Source organism: Bacillus xiapuensis (assembly GCF_002797355.1).
GTDB classification, from domain to species: Bacteria; Bacillota; Bacilli; order Bacillales; family Domibacillaceae; genus Bacillus_CE; species Bacillus_CE xiapuensis.
In genome coordinates this window covers 503485-518817 of record NZ_KZ454940.1, presented here as the reverse complement: position 1 = coordinate 518817, position 15333 = coordinate 503485, and the positions used below count along the sequence as shown (strand labels likewise).

13 protein-coding genes are annotated in these 15333 nt (G+C 46.4%); 8 read left to right on the top strand and 5 right to left on the bottom strand.

Going from position 1 to position 15333, the window contains the following annotated elements:
* Positions 1 to 178: 178 nt before the first annotated feature.
* Together CEF20_RS14120 and CEF20_RS14115 are read right to left on the bottom strand one after the other, a co-directional pair.
* On the bottom strand, positions 179 to 1702 hold the full coding sequence (locus CEF20_RS14120; RefSeq protein ID WP_100332541.1) for an acetyl-CoA hydrolase/transferase family protein: 1524 nt from the start codon (positions 1700 to 1702) through the stop codon (positions 179 to 181).
* A 122-nt stretch (positions 1703 to 1824) separates the two neighbouring features.
* Positions 1825 to 2475 carry a LytTR family DNA-binding domain-containing protein gene (locus CEF20_RS14115; RefSeq protein ID WP_100332540.1) on the bottom strand — a complete coding sequence of 217 codons (651 nt, stop codon included), beginning with the start codon at positions 2473 to 2475 and terminating at the stop codon, positions 1825 to 1827.
* A 119-nt stretch (positions 2476 to 2594) separates the two neighbouring features.
* Between CEF20_RS14115 and ybaK the strand changes: the two genes are divergently transcribed.
* The 3 genes from ybaK to CEF20_RS14100 all read left to right on the top strand — a co-directional run bounded on the left by ybaK (position 2595) and on the right by CEF20_RS14100 (position 4750).
* On the top strand, positions 2595 to 3083 hold the full coding sequence (gene ybaK / locus CEF20_RS14110; protein ID WP_408607818.1) for a Cys-tRNA(Pro) deacylase: 489 nt from the start codon (positions 2595 to 2597) through the stop codon (positions 3081 to 3083).
* 142 nt (positions 3084 to 3225) lie between these two features.
* The gene (locus CEF20_RS14105; RefSeq protein ID WP_100332539.1) at positions 3226 to 3513 is read left to right on the top strand and encodes a hypothetical protein; all 288 of its coding nucleotides are present in this window, start codon (positions 3226 to 3228) and stop codon (positions 3511 to 3513) included.
* Positions 3514 to 3682: 169 nt separating this feature from the next.
* Positions 3683 to 4750 (top strand): hypothetical protein, encoded by a 1068-nt coding sequence (locus tag CEF20_RS14100; RefSeq protein ID WP_100332538.1) that lies wholly within the window; start codon positions 3683 to 3685, stop codon positions 4748 to 4750.
* A 287-nt stretch (positions 4751 to 5037) separates the two neighbouring features.
* Here CEF20_RS14100 and CEF20_RS14095 read toward each other — a convergent pair whose 3' ends face one another.
* The gene (locus tag CEF20_RS14095) at positions 5038 to 5865 is read right to left on the bottom strand and encodes an alpha/beta fold hydrolase (protein WP_157796296.1); all 828 of its coding nucleotides are present in this window, start codon (positions 5863 to 5865) and stop codon (positions 5038 to 5040) included.
* A 195-nt stretch (positions 5866 to 6060) separates the two neighbouring features.
* On the opposite strand from CEF20_RS14095, the gene CEF20_RS14090 reads away from it, so the two are divergent.
* Complete coding sequence (locus CEF20_RS14090; protein WP_100332536.1) at positions 6061 to 6270, top strand: hypothetical protein; 210 nt, start codon at positions 6061 to 6063, stop codon at positions 6268 to 6270.
* Here CEF20_RS14090 and CEF20_RS14085 read toward each other — a convergent pair.
* Positions 6242 to 7321: an AI-2E family transporter gene (locus CEF20_RS14085; RefSeq protein WP_100332889.1), complete on the bottom strand. Its 1080-nt coding sequence runs from the start codon at positions 7319 to 7321 to the stop codon at positions 6242 to 6244. The two genes, CEF20_RS14090 and CEF20_RS14085, sit on opposite strands and share 29 nt — an antisense overlap.
* Before the next feature lie 191 nt (positions 7322 to 7512).
* Here CEF20_RS14085 and CEF20_RS14080 point away from each other — a divergent pair, with 191 nt between their 5' ends.
* Both CEF20_RS14080 and CEF20_RS14075 read left to right on the top strand, forming a co-directional pair.
* Positions 7513 to 7959: a MarR family winged helix-turn-helix transcriptional regulator gene (locus CEF20_RS14080; protein ID WP_100332535.1), complete on the top strand. Its 447-nt coding sequence runs from the start codon at positions 7513 to 7515 to the stop codon at positions 7957 to 7959.
* A gap of 3 nt (positions 7960 to 7962) precedes the next feature.
* On the top strand, positions 7963 to 10659 hold the full coding sequence (locus CEF20_RS14075; protein ID WP_100332888.1) for an MMPL family transporter: 2697 nt from the start codon (positions 7963 to 7965) through the stop codon (positions 10657 to 10659).
* 183 nt (positions 10660 to 10842) lie between these two features.
* Here CEF20_RS14075 and CEF20_RS14070 read toward each other — a convergent pair whose 3' ends face one another.
* On the bottom strand, positions 10843 to 12195 hold the full coding sequence (locus CEF20_RS14070) for a YjiH family protein (protein WP_100332534.1): 1353 nt from the start codon (positions 12193 to 12195) through the stop codon (positions 10843 to 10845).
* Between the two features lie 925 nt (positions 12196 to 13120).
* Here CEF20_RS14070 and CEF20_RS14065 point away from each other — a divergent pair.
* Together CEF20_RS14065 and CEF20_RS14060 are read left to right on the top strand one after the other, a co-directional pair.
* On the top strand, positions 13121 to 14185 hold the full coding sequence (locus CEF20_RS14065; RefSeq protein ID WP_232713543.1) for a GGDEF domain-containing protein: 1065 nt from the start codon (positions 13121 to 13123) through the stop codon (positions 14183 to 14185).
* Between the two features lie 94 nt (positions 14186 to 14279).
* Positions 14280 to 15140 carry a Cof-type HAD-IIB family hydrolase gene (locus CEF20_RS14060; protein ID WP_100332532.1) on the top strand — a complete coding sequence of 287 codons (861 nt, stop codon included), beginning with the start codon at positions 14280 to 14282 and terminating at the stop codon, positions 15138 to 15140.
* Positions 15141 to 15333 lie beyond the last annotated feature (193 nt).

The window sequence follows — 15333 nt, the reverse complement described above, 5'->3', positions numbered from 1 at the left end:
AAAAAACGACCTGCTTCTTGTATAGAGCAGATCGTTCTTTTCAGTATAAGAGATGGATATGTATGATAAACGCCCGGCGGCTTAGGCCAAAGATCCTTATTGAGATTGGAGGCTGAAGAACAGTCAATTCAATTGGCAAAAGCCGCCTTGCGGACGCTGCAAAGCGATGTCCCTTCGGCTATTGCTTCGCTGCTGAAAACTCTTCAATCAGCATGGTGCCTTTCTTGGCGTAGTTCGCATGCCAAGAGAAAGCTTTCTCTAGCACGTGCGGTGTGTGGCCCTTTGCGGCGAGGGCTTCTTCAAAGTAAGCGCTGAGCTGCTCTTTATATAAAGGGTGAACGCAGCGCTCAATAATTAAGCGGGCTCGTTCTACCGGCGCCAGCCCTCTTAAATCAGCGTAGCCTTGCTCGGTGACAAGCACATCGACATCATGCTCGGTATGATCCACATGCGTAACGAACGGAACAATGCTGGAAATTCTGCCATCCTTTGCTGTTGATTTCGTGACAAAGATAGCCAGGCGGCAATTGCGGGCAAAGTCACCGGAGCCGCCGATGCCGTTCATCATTTTCGTTCCGCCTAAATGGGTGGAGTTCACGTTTCCATATATATCCGCCTCAATCGCCGTATTGATGGAAATCAGTCCCAAGCGGCGGATGATCTCCGGATGATTAGAAATTTCCTGCGGGCGCAGGACGAGGCGATCCTTGTATTGATCTAAAATTGGAAACACTTGCTTCATTTTGCTTTCGGACAGCGTAATGGAGCAGCCTGAAGCAAAGCGGACCTTGCCGCTGTCCAGTAAATCGAATACCGCATCCTGAAGGACTTCCGAATACACCTCGAGATTTTCGAATTCTGACTCCAGCAAGCCGTGAAGTACGGCGTTGGCCACTGTGCCGATGCCTGACTGTAAAGGAGCCAGCTGATTGGTTAGACGTCCCGCTTTGATTTCCTCGCGCAGGAAGTCGATTAAGTGGCTGGCCATAATAGCGGTGTCTTCATCTGGCGGAGTAATCGTTGAAGGTGAATCCAACACATCCGTTACGACAATCCCTTTAATTTTATGGAGATCCACAGGAAATCCTGGGGTGCCGAGACGTCCATCAACAGCAGTCAAAGGAATCGGCAGGCGCTTTCCCTGCTCGCCGACGTCATAGACGTCATGCATGCCTTCCAGTGCGGCCGGCTGAGCTAAATTAAGTTCAATGATAATATTCTTTGCCTTTTCTAAAAAGATTGATGAATTGCCCACGGAAGTTGTCGGGATCACCATGCCGTCCTCTGTAATGGCAGCCGCCTCCACAATCGCAAAATCAATCGGCTGCAGGACGTCCGCACGCACCATTTCCGCTACGTGGGATAAGTGCTGGTCCGTAAAGTACATCTCTCTTTCGTTGATTTTCTTGCGCATTGCTGAATCCGCCTGAAACGGCAGTCTTGTTTGGATAATACCGGCTTCTGCCATCAATTTATCAATGTCACAACCGAGAGAAGCTCCCGTGTAGATGTTCACCTTAAACTTTTCATTTTTAGACCGATCTACTAATGCCATCGGTACCGCTTTAGCATCTCCTGCGCGCGTAAAACCGCTTAACCCTAAAGTCATGCCGTCTTTAATCCAAGAAGCGGCTTCATCAGCGGAAACGATTAACGAGTGCAGCTGTTCATTGCGCAAACGGTCAGTGATTCGTGTGTTCACTAAAAATCCCCCTTGCCATCTTTTTTAATATTCTATCAATTAATTTTTTCTTTCTCATCCGTTTACGCATGAAAAGCCTTAAAAATGTAATAAAGCAGAAAAAATAATACATGAAATAGAATTTAATAATTAAGTGCCTTCCGGAAATGACTGGAATACGTTTGGCTGACAGGGATTTTCATTCTGTTCTTCATAATGAGCAGGAAGGTGGAATGAGAATCCGGCTGAATTTCCTGAATAAAGTTGACATTGACAATGTAGGAACGGTGAACGCGTATAAATAAATCGTTCGGCAGCAGGAATTCCAGCTCGGTTAAATTCATTTTATGATAGCCATCGCCGCTGACCGCCTGCACTCTCGTTTTGCGGCTTTCCGCTTCTAAAAAAATAATGTTATTGTAAGTCACCGGATACCAGCGGTCTTCCGCTTTAATCGTGAAAAATTTAGTGGAAATCGGCGAAGGTTTAGCGGGAAAGATGGTGGTGACGGCACCAATCACTTGGGCTTGATTAAAAAGCGGAACGGCCATGGCATAATAAGGAATGCCGTACACTTCACTGTCGATATATTCAGACACCTGCTGCTTTTTTGTAATGGCTTTTCCGGTCACGCCCCCGCTTTTAAAAGAGTCTCCGGGCCGGATTTGCAAATCAACCAACTTACTCGGCTGATAATAAATAAATTTGTTTGAATCGGAAACTGCGACGGATGTGCTGGCTGGAAGATACTCCTTCATGACATCCATGATGGACGATACAGTTACATAATCCATAATCTACACCTCTGTTTTATTGGTCCTGTCTCTCACTGCAGCAAGCAGAAACTTCCTCATTGCAGGGAGTTTCACATTATACTTATCATATCAAGATAGAAACCAAGAAGGAAGAAAGGATGAGGGTGTTGAAAATTGGAAAGACCAACGCTATGAGAATGCTGGACGCAGCCAATGTGCCTTATGAAATGCATGCTTATGAAAATAAAGACGGCAAGATAGACGGGGTGTCTGTCGCTGAAAAAATAGGCAAAGATCCAAGCATGGTGTATAAGACGCTAGTCACCGTCGGTTCAGAAAATCATCTCTATGTTTTCATCATTCCCGCAGCGGAAGAATTGGACTTAAAGAAGGCTGCCAAGGCGGCTGGAGAGAAGAAGCTGGACCTGCTGCCGGTGAAAGAACTTCCCAAGTACACGGGGTATATTCGCGGCGGCTGCTCGCCAATCGGCATGAAAAAGTCCTATCCGACCTTTATTGACAAGCGGGCAAACGAACTGGAGAAGGTCATTGTCAGCGGAGGAAAAATTGGCGTGCAAATCGAGCTGAAGCCTAAAGATTTAATCGCTGTAACAGGGGCTTTGAGCGGGGAAAATCTGCTCAAATAGTCTTATGTAACAAACTATGAATATTATGTGAAACTTATGTTAATATTCTATGTGTTTTTCATGAAAAAGCTTGAACATGGGTTATTATTTTTAGCTGTATTTTATATAATGTGTTCATACTAATGATCAGGAAGTGGGGATAATGATGGTTGTTGAAAACTTGCTTGAGACAAGAAATTTTTTCACCGGTGAAATTAAAGAAGACTTTTTAGTGGTGTACGAGAAGCTTCAGCAGTCGTCTGCGACATTTAGCGAAAAAGGCTTTGAAGAGGTGGAAGGTGCCACGGAAGAATACGTGAAGTTGCTGCGTGACCCTGGGGAAGACCGTTCGCTCACGAATATTAAATGCTATAAGATTGGCAAGGAATACAAATGCGTAAACGATGCTTTAGAAAACATCAAAGAAGTTCACCGGGATATCTTCAAGTAAGCCGTTGACGCGACAACGATTATTATTGCCGACATATGGGCGATCTCCAGAGGGGATCGCCCTGTTTGTGTGCCCTTCCGTTCCCCTGCCGCTGAAAAAGAGACATAGAGTGTCTACCCCCCTGCATATGCTAGGATGAGGGACAAATTTAATATAAAGAGGTGTGAGCATGAGCGGTAAAGTGATTCGCTATTTTACGAGAGGCCACACGGCAAAAGGAATGTATAGCTTGCTTGAGTCCAATCTTCAAGAGATGGAGAAGGTCTTTATGCTTGAAGGCGGGACGGAGACTGAAAAGAAGACTTGTCTGCGGTTATTAGCCGATCAGTGCTTGCAGCGGGGAATGAACGCGGAATTGATTCATTGTGCGTCTGATCCTGATGCTCTTGAAGCTGTGATTCTGACGGATCAGCAGGCGGCTGTTTGCTCCGTCCCGCTCGCCCGCACGGAAGCCGCTGAAGCTTGCAGACATTACGTAAATATACCGGGAGAGAAAGCGGTTGGTGCTGAACAGGGAGCGGTTATCACCCGGTTGGTGGAGCAGGCTAATATTGCGCGGCAAAATGCCTACTCATGTTTTCAAAAAGCGCTGGCTGTTCATGATGAATGGGAGCTTATTTATATCCGTTCCCTGAATAAACAGCGCGCGAATGAATTAACGGCTCAATTGATACAGCAACTGCTTCCTGATAAAGACAAGCGAAAAAAAGGGAGAGTAAAGCGCCGCTTTCTTGGCGCGGCAACGCCGGTCGGCGCTGTGGACTTCATCGGTTCGTTAACGGATGACCTGTCTTGGCGATATTTTATTAAAGGGCGGCCTGGAACGGGCAAATCGACGATGATGAAGAAAATCGCGGCTGCCGCAGAAGAAAAAGGCTACGATACAGAAGTGTATCACTGCGGGTTTGATCCGAATAGTGTGGATATGGTGATTGTAAGAGAACTGGGGTTTGCTGTTTTTGACAGCACGGCTCCTCATGAGTACTTTCCGGAAAAAACAAATGATGCCATCATTGATTTATACGAGGAAATCGTACCGGACGGAACGGATGAGTTATATGCAGAAGAGATTCAGGATGTTGCTGAGCGATATACCGCTCTTATGCACAAAGCCACTGATTATTTAGCTGAAGCGAAGAACAGCAAGGACCAAATCGAGTCCTTGTACCCGCATCAAAACGATGAAGCCGTTTTAGCCCCCTTATGCAGCGAGATTCTGGAGAAAGCTGTGAAATAGAGGGAATCCCCAAACGGTGAACCCGCTGAAAAAGTAGCCCTCATCACAAAAAGGAGTTCATCACCTGCTGTAAAGGCGATCACTCCTTTTTTTCTATAGATGCACATGATTATAGCAATCCCCTTTTCCGTGCCTTCCGAACAGGGGGGGGTTCCTCCTCCGCTTTTGAAAAGGGCTAACCCCGCCGCGCGGGACAAAGGTTCTGAAATGCATCTATTTTTTTGTTTATTTATTTAGAGTCAGGCTAAAGTCTGACTCTTTGCCCTGCTAAACACAACACAGGTGCTTCATTTGCTTTTCCATAAGAACTCAGCGATGACGAGATCGACCTTCCGGCTTTCGTGCAAGCCGCTGTGGGTCACGGAAGAATCACGAATGATAATTTCATGATAATGATCTTTTGGGACTAGCTGTTTAACGGCAAGAGCGCTTTGAACGGCTACGAGCTGATCGCCTGTGCTGGCAATGGCCAGCGTCTTGACGTTATTAGGAAACAGTCGTTTGTGATGAAAGATTTCCTGTAAAGCAGGAGAGTTGGGCATCAGATCGTATTTCGCAAGTCCTGTGTTTTTGTTCACATAGTCTTTATCGCTTACTCCCAAGAAGGGGCTGCCGATGACGACTAAATGTTTGACGGCGGGATAATCGCGATGGTGACTGTAATTCTGGAGGTACTTAGCGGAGACGAGGCCCCCCATAGAATGACCGACCAGGTTGACTTGCTTCAGATCGTATTGGACCTTCAGCATTTTCATGATCTTGGATAGCCAATAAGCGGTTTGATCAAAGCCCGCCCGGTTGTTTTCAAATAGAACCTGGATAAATTGCGGTTCTTTTGACGGCGTATTGTTTGCGTACTTGACGAGCACGCGCCCATCTTTCGTAACCTTACAAATAAGGGTCTTCTTTCCGAGAGAATTATGCTCAAACCGTTCCAGCATGGTACGGAAAGACCCGTAGGTTCCTTTATGTCCGTGAATAAACAGCGTTGCATCCGCAGGCGGCTCGGCGGCTTGCGGGCTCGCTGGCTCCGCCCGGTTAAGCAGCCAATAACTGAAATACACCAGGCCTATGATGACCAGCGCGATCACTCCGTTTTTCTTCCAAACACCCACTGAACCAGCCTCCTCTTTTTGGCGGATTTTCCACTTTCATTGGAGAAATGATAAGTTATGATCATTATACAAAAAATGTGCAAGCTTTCACATATCTTTTGTCACAAAAAGGGGGAGAAAAAAGGTGAAGAAGTTCGCAGGGTATGTGTGATTTGCAAGAAGGAGCTCTGTTAAGCCTGCGAGGGGGAATCATAAATGAACCATCAGCCGTTGGCCGGAAGAACTAAGGCAGATATCGCAGCATCTTGCTGCAGCGCCTTTAACTCCTGCATCATGCAGGACCGAATGAATCAGGCTTTGCAGTATAAAAAATTTGGTGAGCTGACCAAGGCAGCTCACCAGATAGTTGTTTCACAAGGGTATAAGAGGCAGGAGCTTAAATATCTTTCGTCGCCGCCCGCTTAATGGCCGCCCGCTTTTGATACAGGTTCACAGTAAGGGTTTTGATGACGGCATAGGTAGGAATCGCTAAGATCACACCCCATATGCCAGCCAGATTCCCCGCGGTCAGAATGATGGTGATAACCGTTAGGGGATGGATATCAAGCGCTTTGCCCATCACATTAGGGGAGATCAAATTCGATTCCACTTGCTGAGCCACAAGCATAATAAGCGCTACGTAAAGCACCAATTGCGGATCCTGTGTCCAAGCGACAAAGATGGCCGGGATGACGGCTAAATAAGGCCCCAAGAAAGGAATGACATTCGTCACCATGCCGAACAAGGCAAGAATCAGCGAATAATCGAGACCGATCAGCAGGTAGCCGATATAGAGCATCACTCCGACGAGAAAGCTGACCAGCAGCTGACCTTGGATGTAGGATTTTAATGTTTCATCCAAGTCGCGTAAGGTGTTTTTCACCCAAGCCTTTTGGTCGCCCGAAAAGAAGCCGGCAATAAACGGCTGGAATTTCTCCCGGTCCTTTAACATATAAAATAAGAAAAATGGTGCAAGAACCATTAGAAAAACAGCCTGAAGCAAACCTTGAATAAAGGTGATGAGCCAGCTGCCGAGCGACATCGCCCATTCTTCAATTTTGCCTGCGGCATCTTCCAAGGATTGAATGGCTGCTTCCGGCAGTCTTTCTCGCTGATTCATTAAATAATTGATGCCGTCCTCGGTTGTGCGGGCCATTTGCGGAATATTATCCATCAATCGGGAGGCCTGCTTATTGACGACCGGGCCGATGATGGTATAGAGAACCCAGAAAATCACAATTAACAGCAGAAACACGCTTACTATCGAAGCCCATCTCGGAAAGCGTTTCTTCTCCAGCCACGAGGCGATCGGGCGCGTTAAATAAAACAGCACGCCGGCCAGTATAAGCGGCAGAAAGACCGTCTTCGCTACAATCACCAGCGGATAAAAAATACTTTTGATCTCTCTAAAAAGCAAGATGATAATGAGGAACAGTATAATCGCTATTCCTGTTTGAAACCAAGTTTTATGGGTCACGTGCTCAAGCACATCCTTTCAAGTTCTCCCTGTTTTAATCATATTATACAAGACAGAAGGGCCATTAGAAAATGGTTGCTTGGCAAGCGGGCCCCTTTCTTATGGATGATGTCTCTTCACCAGTTGTTTTTCATTGACAACTATTAGTCTACCCCCTAAACTTAAGTTAAAGGTTTAGGGGGTAGACTAATGTGAGCAAACAGTTGCGGGAAGCGGTCGAGTTATTTGAAGAAGTCATGATTTACGGAACAGAAAGGGTGCTGCGAGCCGTTGATCATCCGTTGTGGCAAGAGTATTCACCTGAACAGCTACAGATGATGGGGATTATTCAAAAGCATGGGCCGGTTGCTTCGAATAAGCTGGCGGCTATACAGGGAGTGCATAAAAGCGCCATTTCCAACCGTCTGAAAAAATTGGCTGAACAAGGACTCGTTCAAATGGTGAAAGCGAAAGAAGATCAGAGGACAAAGCTGATTGAGTTAACCGAGAATGGAAAGGCTGTCATCGAGAAATACAACGGTTTATGCTACAGCTATATTGAACAATTGCTTTCAGATCAAATTGAAGAGCACGAAATCGAGCAATTTATCAAGACGCTTCGCAAGCTTAAAAAAATATTACGATTGGATGGGGAGTAGATGATGAGAAGAATCATTCAGTGGAAATGGCCCATTACGGCTGGGCTGATTGTTCTAACAGCCGTTCTATTTGTGTTGGCCCCTAATCTGTCTAAGCAAGCTGAGAAAGCCGGTTCCTTTCAGCTTCCTGATGAAGCCGATTCTCAGAGAGCGATCGAAATATTGGATAAGGCGGGGGCTGGGGCGGAGACGATCTCTCTTGTCTTTCCGTTAGATGGAAAGCTGAATGAATCGTCTCGCCGGATGATTGCCAAGACGGTGAAGGAGTTAGCTGATCTTGGCTCTCCGGTTCAAGAAGTGATGAATCCTTTTGAAAACAAAGAGATGGAAGAACAGCTAATTTCGAAAGATCGAAAAACGGTGCTTGTGCCGCTGACAGTGGATGGAACGGAAGAAGAAGTCAATGAGCTTGCCGATGAAATCCGCTCAGCTGTGTTGCCGAAGGATACAACTGTTTATTTAACAGGGGAAGCCATTATTAACAACGATGTGAATATCAGCGCCCAAGAAGGACTGAAGCGGACAGAGGTTATCACGGTTGTTCTTATTTTTGCTTTGCTTCTAGCAGTGTTTCGGTCGGTTGTGACGCCATTTGTTCCGCTGCTCGCTGTGGGGATCACCTATTTGCTGAGTCAGTCGGTTGTCGCATTCTTTATTGAATGGTTCGACTTTCCAGTATCTAACTATACGCAAATCTTCCTCGTGGCGGTCCTGTTTGGCATCGGGACTGATTACTGCATTTTGCTGCTCAGCAGGTATAAAGAAGAGCTGCTGGCCGGGCATGCGGTGGAGGAAGCGATTGTGAATACGTACAAAACGGCTGGAAGAACGCTTCTAATCAGCGGATTGGCCGTATTTATCGGCTTTTCGGCGATTGGCTTCGCAGATTTCCCGATATTTAAATCGGCTGTTGGCGTAGCTGTCGGCATCGCAGTGCTGCTTCTAGTTTTATTTACGGTCGTACCCTTTTTTATGGCAGTATTAAAAGATAAACTATTTTGGCCATCGAAGCAATCCGCTGGCCATCGCGACAGCAAATTATGGCTGGCATTCGGCGGTTTATCGGTAAAGCGGCCACTTCTTTCTATGCTGGTCGTAGCCATAATCGCCATTCCGCTGCTCTTTACGTACGATAATCAGCTTTCTTATAACACAGTAGATGAGATTGGCAGTGATTATGATTCCGTGAAGGGGCTTGAAGCAATTGAAGAAGGATTTGGAAAAGGGGACTCGCTGCCTGTTCAGGTCATCTTAAAGGAGAAGAAAGAGGCAGTCAGCGAATCGACTGTTCCTTATATCGAATCCATCAGCCGCGAGATTGAAAAGGAAGAGGGCGTGAAAGAAGTGCGCACGATTACGCGGCCGGCTGGAGACGTGATGGATGAGCTTTATATTGATCATCAGCTTGGAGAAATTACACAAGGATTGAAAAAGGCTCAAGATGGCTTTGTGAACGTGCAAAAGGGCTTGACGGATGTGCAAGCCGGGCTGAATGGCATGGCAGGGCAGCTTCCTGCCGGCGGTGAAGCATCGGCCGGTGCTGGGGATCTAGGACAAGCGGCGCAAGGCATCGGTCAAATTAATCAGCAGCTCGGCCTCCTATCGAAAGGCCTGCAGCAAACGCAAAATATTCCGCAAGCCGTTCAGCAGCTCGGCATGCTGCAGCAGCAGCTTGGTCAAGTGCAGCAAGGGATTGCGAAGGCTGGAGCCCAAGTGGAAAGCTCAACCGGACAGATCGGCCAGATGAAAGGCGGCTTAACGGAGCTCTCTAAAGGAGTGGGAGCGGCAAACCGGGGTCTTTCTGAGATTAAGAGCGGTCTAAACAAAGCCTCCTCTGTGACTGCAAAGATGAGCCAATCTGAAAGCTTGCGGGATACTGGTATGTTTATCCCGGCGGGAACGCTCGCCAAGAAAGACTTTCAGCCAGTGCTGGATCGCTATGCGATTGGCCGAAAAAGCGGGGTTTTGCTTGAAGTGATTTTGGCGGATGATCCATACTCGCCGCAAGCGATTGATACCGTAAAAAGAATCAAAGAAGCGGCGGAACGCTCAGCGGCCGGCACGCCGTTTGAAGAGGCCGAGGTAGCCTATGGCGGAGTGTCCAGCATGAACAGTGATCTGCAAGAAATCTCCTCTGCCGATTTCACCCGAACCGTCACGATTATGCTCGTTAGCTTGATCATTGTTTTATCGGTGCTGTTCCGTTCGTTTATTATGCCGCTGTATATGATGGGTTCTTTACTGCTCGCTTACTTTACATCGGTTTCTGCGGCTGAGCTGGTGTTCGTTAACTGGCTGGGCTATGACGGAATCAGCTGGGCTGTTCCGTTCTTTGGCTTTGTGATGCTGGTGGCGCTCGGCATCGATTACTCCATCTTCCTGCTTGACCGTTTTCGGGAAGAGGCTGCGGATGGAGCGTCTATACCAGGAGCGATGCTGAAATCGATGGCGAAAATGGGAACGGTTATTATGACCGCAGCCATCATACTTGCTGGAACATTTGCCGCAATGATGCCGTCCGGCGTGTTAAGCTTAGTTCAAATCGCTGCGATTGTCATCACCGGTTTATTGCTGTACGGGTTAATCATTTTGCCGCTGCTCATTCCAGCTATTACCGTATCCTTCGGGCAAGGTGCTTGGTGGCCGTTCAAAAGCAGCCAGCAGGCACTAAAAAGAGAGCGTGATTCAGCCGAACTTTAGGATGGTTGATTTACTGGGATATTTAAAGCTTTTAAGGGACTGTTTAAAAAGCGCTATTTCGGCTAATATATAAGCCCAAGAATGTGGGTTTTTTCGGCACATTCTTGGGCTTTGTTTTTTATCCTGCATATAAGACTGTCCTGCTGTTTGAAGGTTCACTTGAAAAGCGTCTTCGCTTTTGCCTTAGAAAATCAAGTGGGCTACGCAGGCGATGATTGGCAGGGTAATCAATGTTCTTAAAATGAAAATGAAGATTAAATCTTTGAATGAAATCGGGATTTTCGTTCCGAGAATTAAGCCGCCGACCTCTGACATGTAGACGAGCTGGGAAACGGACAGCGTTGCAATGACAAAGCGGGTTAATTCACTCTCAATACCAGCGCCGATGACAGAAGGCAGGAACATGTCCGCAAAGCCGACCATAATCGTTTGGGAGGCTTCCTCGGCAAATGGAATTTGCAGCAGCTCCAAAAGCGGAATAAATGGCAGACCGAGCCATTGGAAGAACGGCGTATATTCCGCAATGATAACAGCGGCTGTTCCTAATGTCATCACCGTAGGAGCCACGCCAAGCAGCATATCCAAGACATTTTGGAGACTGGATTGAACCACTTGCATTGGTTTGTTTTTCTTAGCGGTTTGAACCGCTTGCTCAAATCCGTAAGAGATGGCGGAGTGTCCGGCGGGAACTAATTCTTCCGCATCCGTTCTCTTTTCCCCGCTGATAAAGGCATCTTCCTTTTTGGATAACGGGGGAATGCGCGGCAATATTAAAGCGGCGGCGATTCCTGAAAGGATTACGGTTCCGTAGAAAGGAAGGAAGTAATCTTCCAATCCTACTTCAGAAATTACGACTAAACAGAAGGTGACGGAAACGACAGAGAAAGTCGTTCCAATAATGGCCGCTTCCTTTTTCGTGTAAAAGCCTTCCTCATATTGTTTGCTTGTCAAAAGCACACCGATCGTTCCGTCTCCGAGCCAAGAGGCCAAGCAGTCCACCGAAGAACGGCCTGGAAGCTTAAATAACGGCCGCATCAATTTCGTCAACGAGTATCCGATAAATTCCAGCAGCCCAAAGTTCAATAGCAGCGGCAGCAGCAGCCCGGCAAAAATAAAAGTGGCAAACAAAACCGGCAGCAAATCATTTAGCAGGAGTCCGCCGGTGCTGTCCGAATACACCCACTCGGGACCGAGCTGGTATAAAGTCATCACGGCAAAGATCGCCCCCAGCACCCGAACCGCGGCCCAGAAAGGAGTGATATCAAACAGCGAAGCCAAAAATGGCGAGTGGCGCACGAAGGCAGGCCGCACGGCTTTAACGAATAATGTGCCGATCGCAGCCGCCACAATTAAATAAGTGACGATCGCGGGAATCCAAGCGCCGATCACGTCCTGCAGCCAACCGGATAAAAAAGCGATAGGTATCGTATAATCGCCGCCGAGCTTCATGGGGATCATGAACATGATCAGACCGACCAGCGATGGGATGATGAACAGTAAAATATGTGATAAAGAACGTTTATTCGTATCTTCCATCTCTTGTCTTCCTCTCAATGAATAGTCTTGTATATTTATTAATAGGACTCAATTTTAATTCATTTTAAAGAAAAAATCCAGACCTTCTTTTATATTTTGAAATATAAAAAAGTTTAATCAGGTATTTTGAACAAGATATGCTGAGGATATGGAAAAAGAACAGCTTGAAGAACGGTTATGAAAAAGTCGGAGTGGTTCACCGGTTCAGCCTGCCGGATCATGAGCTTCGGCAATGGTGAAGTTTATTTGACCACTCGCCCTTAAAGCATGAGGGAAAATGCTGGCGATGGTCTTTTTTCGTCTTCAGAGTGCACAGAGCAAAAAAGGGGCAGGAATAGACGCTGGATGAAGCTGGTAATACCTTTCTGAAATCTCCCCTAAATATGGGAGTGCAGCCGGTCTGATCGAAGCTTTAGGCGTTGTTTTGATTCGCTTATCCGTCTCTTTTTTGTGCTCGCCTTGACTCGGGGGCAGCAAAGCCTATTTAGGACAGGATTCCTCACACATCCTCTTCTCATCACCTGGTGAATCGTTGCAAACCTTAGCAGCAAGGGAGAGGCTGTCTTAATGTTAGTATACGGCTAATGATCTGATCAGAAGTCCGGAAATGTTTACTGTTTTCAAACCATGATGTGACATCCGCTGCATAGCAGTATTCTATAAAACGTTTTTCAAATAATGAACGACTATTGATCATATAGTAGATAAGAAACATCCAATCAGAATGGAAACTATTGAAAATTTGGTGAACAGAGTATGTAAGAATAATTGTTAAATAAAAACATTTATTACCTTTTAGCAGAATGTATTGTATGATGAAAAAAAACCTAATGGAGAGAGAGGAACGACTTTGCTTCAACCCTTGTTTTTAAATATAGCGGTCCTTGTTTTTTGCTTATATATAGCGGGTTTTTTAATCAGTAAAATGTCCTTGCATTCACTGAAGGCTAAATGGTTATTGGGAGTGCTAGCAGGTGCGCTCGGCTGTGAGCTGATGCTTTTGTCGATCCGTTTAGATGAATATACCTTTACGGATATGAGACACTTAGCTACTGTGATCGCCGCGATTTATGCGGGGCCCTTATCAGCAGGCTTATCAGCTGTAATTATTGCAGCGAAGCAGAAACGTAAGTATAAGAGTAACCAAACCTTATCAGCAGGCTTATCAGCTGTAATTATTGCAGCTGCGAGAATTTTATTATTTGAGTCGTCTTCGCAGGCTTTTGTAGCGGCAGCCAATATGCTGCTGATCGGAGCCGTTTGCATCGCGGCCGCACGTACCTCTTGGTCTCAAAAAAAGAAGTTCTGGTTTATGAACCTTGCGGGAGAAGCCATTGTTTGGTGGTCGCTATCGATCAATTTACAAGAAGACGCTAATTATTGGGGGATCGTTCTGTTCCGCCTGATCGTAGCCGTCATTGGAGGCTACCTTATTTATCATATTACCGAAACGGTGTTTAAAGTAGGTTCTGCTTATTTTGAAAATCAGCACAAGTCGTTAACGGACCATTTAACCGGTTTGCGAAACCGCCGCTCCTTTGATTATGAACTGCGCCATCTATTCAGCGTCAATCGAAAGGGCTGCATTCAGCCTTTTTCCATTTTGATGTTGGACATCGATAACTTTAAACGATTCAATGACCAGTATGGCCATATAGCAGGGGATGAGTTGCTCCGCATGATTGCCAAATGCATGGAAGATGTCGCTCGATCAGCAATGAATATATCCGCCTATCGTTATGGCGGAGAGGAATTTTGCATGATCCTTACTGGATACGGACATAAAAAAGCGGTTCAAGTAGCCGAGGAGGTCAGACAGAAAATTGCCGGCACCCCGTTTTTCTTGCCGAACGGGGAAGCGGTTCATACGACGATTTCCGTGGGCGCAGCCTCCTATCCTGAAACGGCGAAGGCGCTGGAAGCGGTCATCATGGAGGCGGATCAGCTGCTGTATCAGGCGAAGAACAGCGGTAAAAATCAAGTCAGATAGAACCATGGCGGCGCTAATCATAATCAAGGAATACATCAGTCAATCATGCTACAATGAAAGCGACAATATATTATAGGAAGATGCAGGTGACAGTATGATTAAATGTATTGCAACTGATATGGACGGCACATTGTTAAACGGGAAGATGGAGGTGAGTGAGAACAATAGCCGGGCTATTAAAATGGCTCAGGAAAAAGGCATCGAGGTCGTGGTGGCAACCGGCCGCTCTTATTTAGAAGCGCGCTATGCGCTGGATGAGGCAGGGATCTATTGTCCGATTATTTGTGTAAATGGCGCAGAAATGCGCGATGCATCCGGAAAAGTATTGAACAATGCTTTTATCGATAAAGAAACAGCTGCCGAGGCCTATCGCCACTTGAAAGAGATCGGCCTGTATTTTGAAATTTACACGAATAAAGGTACGTTCACCGATGATTATGACAAGGCGCTGGATATCATGGTTAATATTTTCCTTTCCGCCCATTCCGAAGTGCCAAAAGAACAGATTCGCGAAGCGGCAAAGGAACGTTTCACTAAAGGCCTTCTGCATCAGGTACATAGCTATGACGAGATCATCGAGAGCGATGTCTTCTCTATTAATAAATATATTGCTTTTTCCTATGAGGAGAGCAAGCTGCAGCAAGCGGTAGCAAAGCTGAGCGAATCTCCAATCCTGGCGATTAGCTCCTCCGGAAGCCATAATATTGAAATCACTCACCAAGAAGCTCAAAAAGGCATTGCTTTGGAGAAATTCATTAAAGAAAGAGAGATTTCATTTCAGGAAACGATGGCGATCGGCGATAATTTTAATGATATTTCCATGCTGGAGCGCGTTGGCTACTCAGTGGCCATGGGAAATGCTGAGCCGGAAATCAAGAAAGTTTGCAAATACGAGACGGCTGTGAATGATGAGGATGGGGTCGCAGCAGCCATTGAACGGTTTGTCAATGCATAACGAAAAGCAGCTTTGACTTGTTTGGCCCCAACGAAGGAAAAAAGCTTGAGAAACGCGCCGGTCAAGGCAATGGCCGGTGCTCCGCTCATGCGATATTCCCCCTGCCGAGGGTAGAAGAGATTCTCAACAAATTGCAAGGAGTCCCTATCCAAAGCTGCCATTAGTATGTTAAAATAATTCTCAAAATTCGAAT

Coding starts and splice junctions, on each gene's coding strand:
- CEF20_RS14065 (WP_232713543.1), top strand. CDS start 13,121: ATGTCCTTGCATTCACTGAAGGCTAAATGGTTATTGGGAGTGCTAGCA.
- ybaK (WP_408607818.1), top strand. CDS start 2,595: ATGAGGGTGTTGAAAATTGGAAAGACCAACGCTATGAGAATGCTGGAC.
- CEF20_RS14070 (WP_100332534.1), bottom strand. CDS start 12,195: ATGGAAGATACGAATAAACGTTCTTTATCACATATTTTACTGTTCATC.
- CEF20_RS14105 (WP_100332539.1), top strand. CDS start 3,226: ATGATGGTTGTTGAAAACTTGCTTGAGACAAGAAATTTTTTCACCGGT.
- CEF20_RS14090 (WP_100332536.1), top strand. CDS start 6,061: ATGAACCATCAGCCGTTGGCCGGAAGAACTAAGGCAGATATCGCAGCA.
- CEF20_RS14060 (WP_100332532.1), top strand. CDS start 14,280: ATGATTAAATGTATTGCAACTGATATGGACGGCACATTGTTAAACGGG.
- CEF20_RS14115 (WP_100332540.1), bottom strand. CDS start 2,475: ATGGATTATGTAACTGTATCGTCCATCATGGATGTCATGAAGGAGTAT.
- CEF20_RS14075 (WP_100332888.1), top strand. CDS start 7,963: ATGAGAAGAATCATTCAGTGGAAATGGCCCATTACGGCTGGGCTGATT.
- CEF20_RS14100 (WP_100332538.1), top strand. CDS start 3,683: ATGAGCGGTAAAGTGATTCGCTATTTTACGAGAGGCCACACGGCAAAA.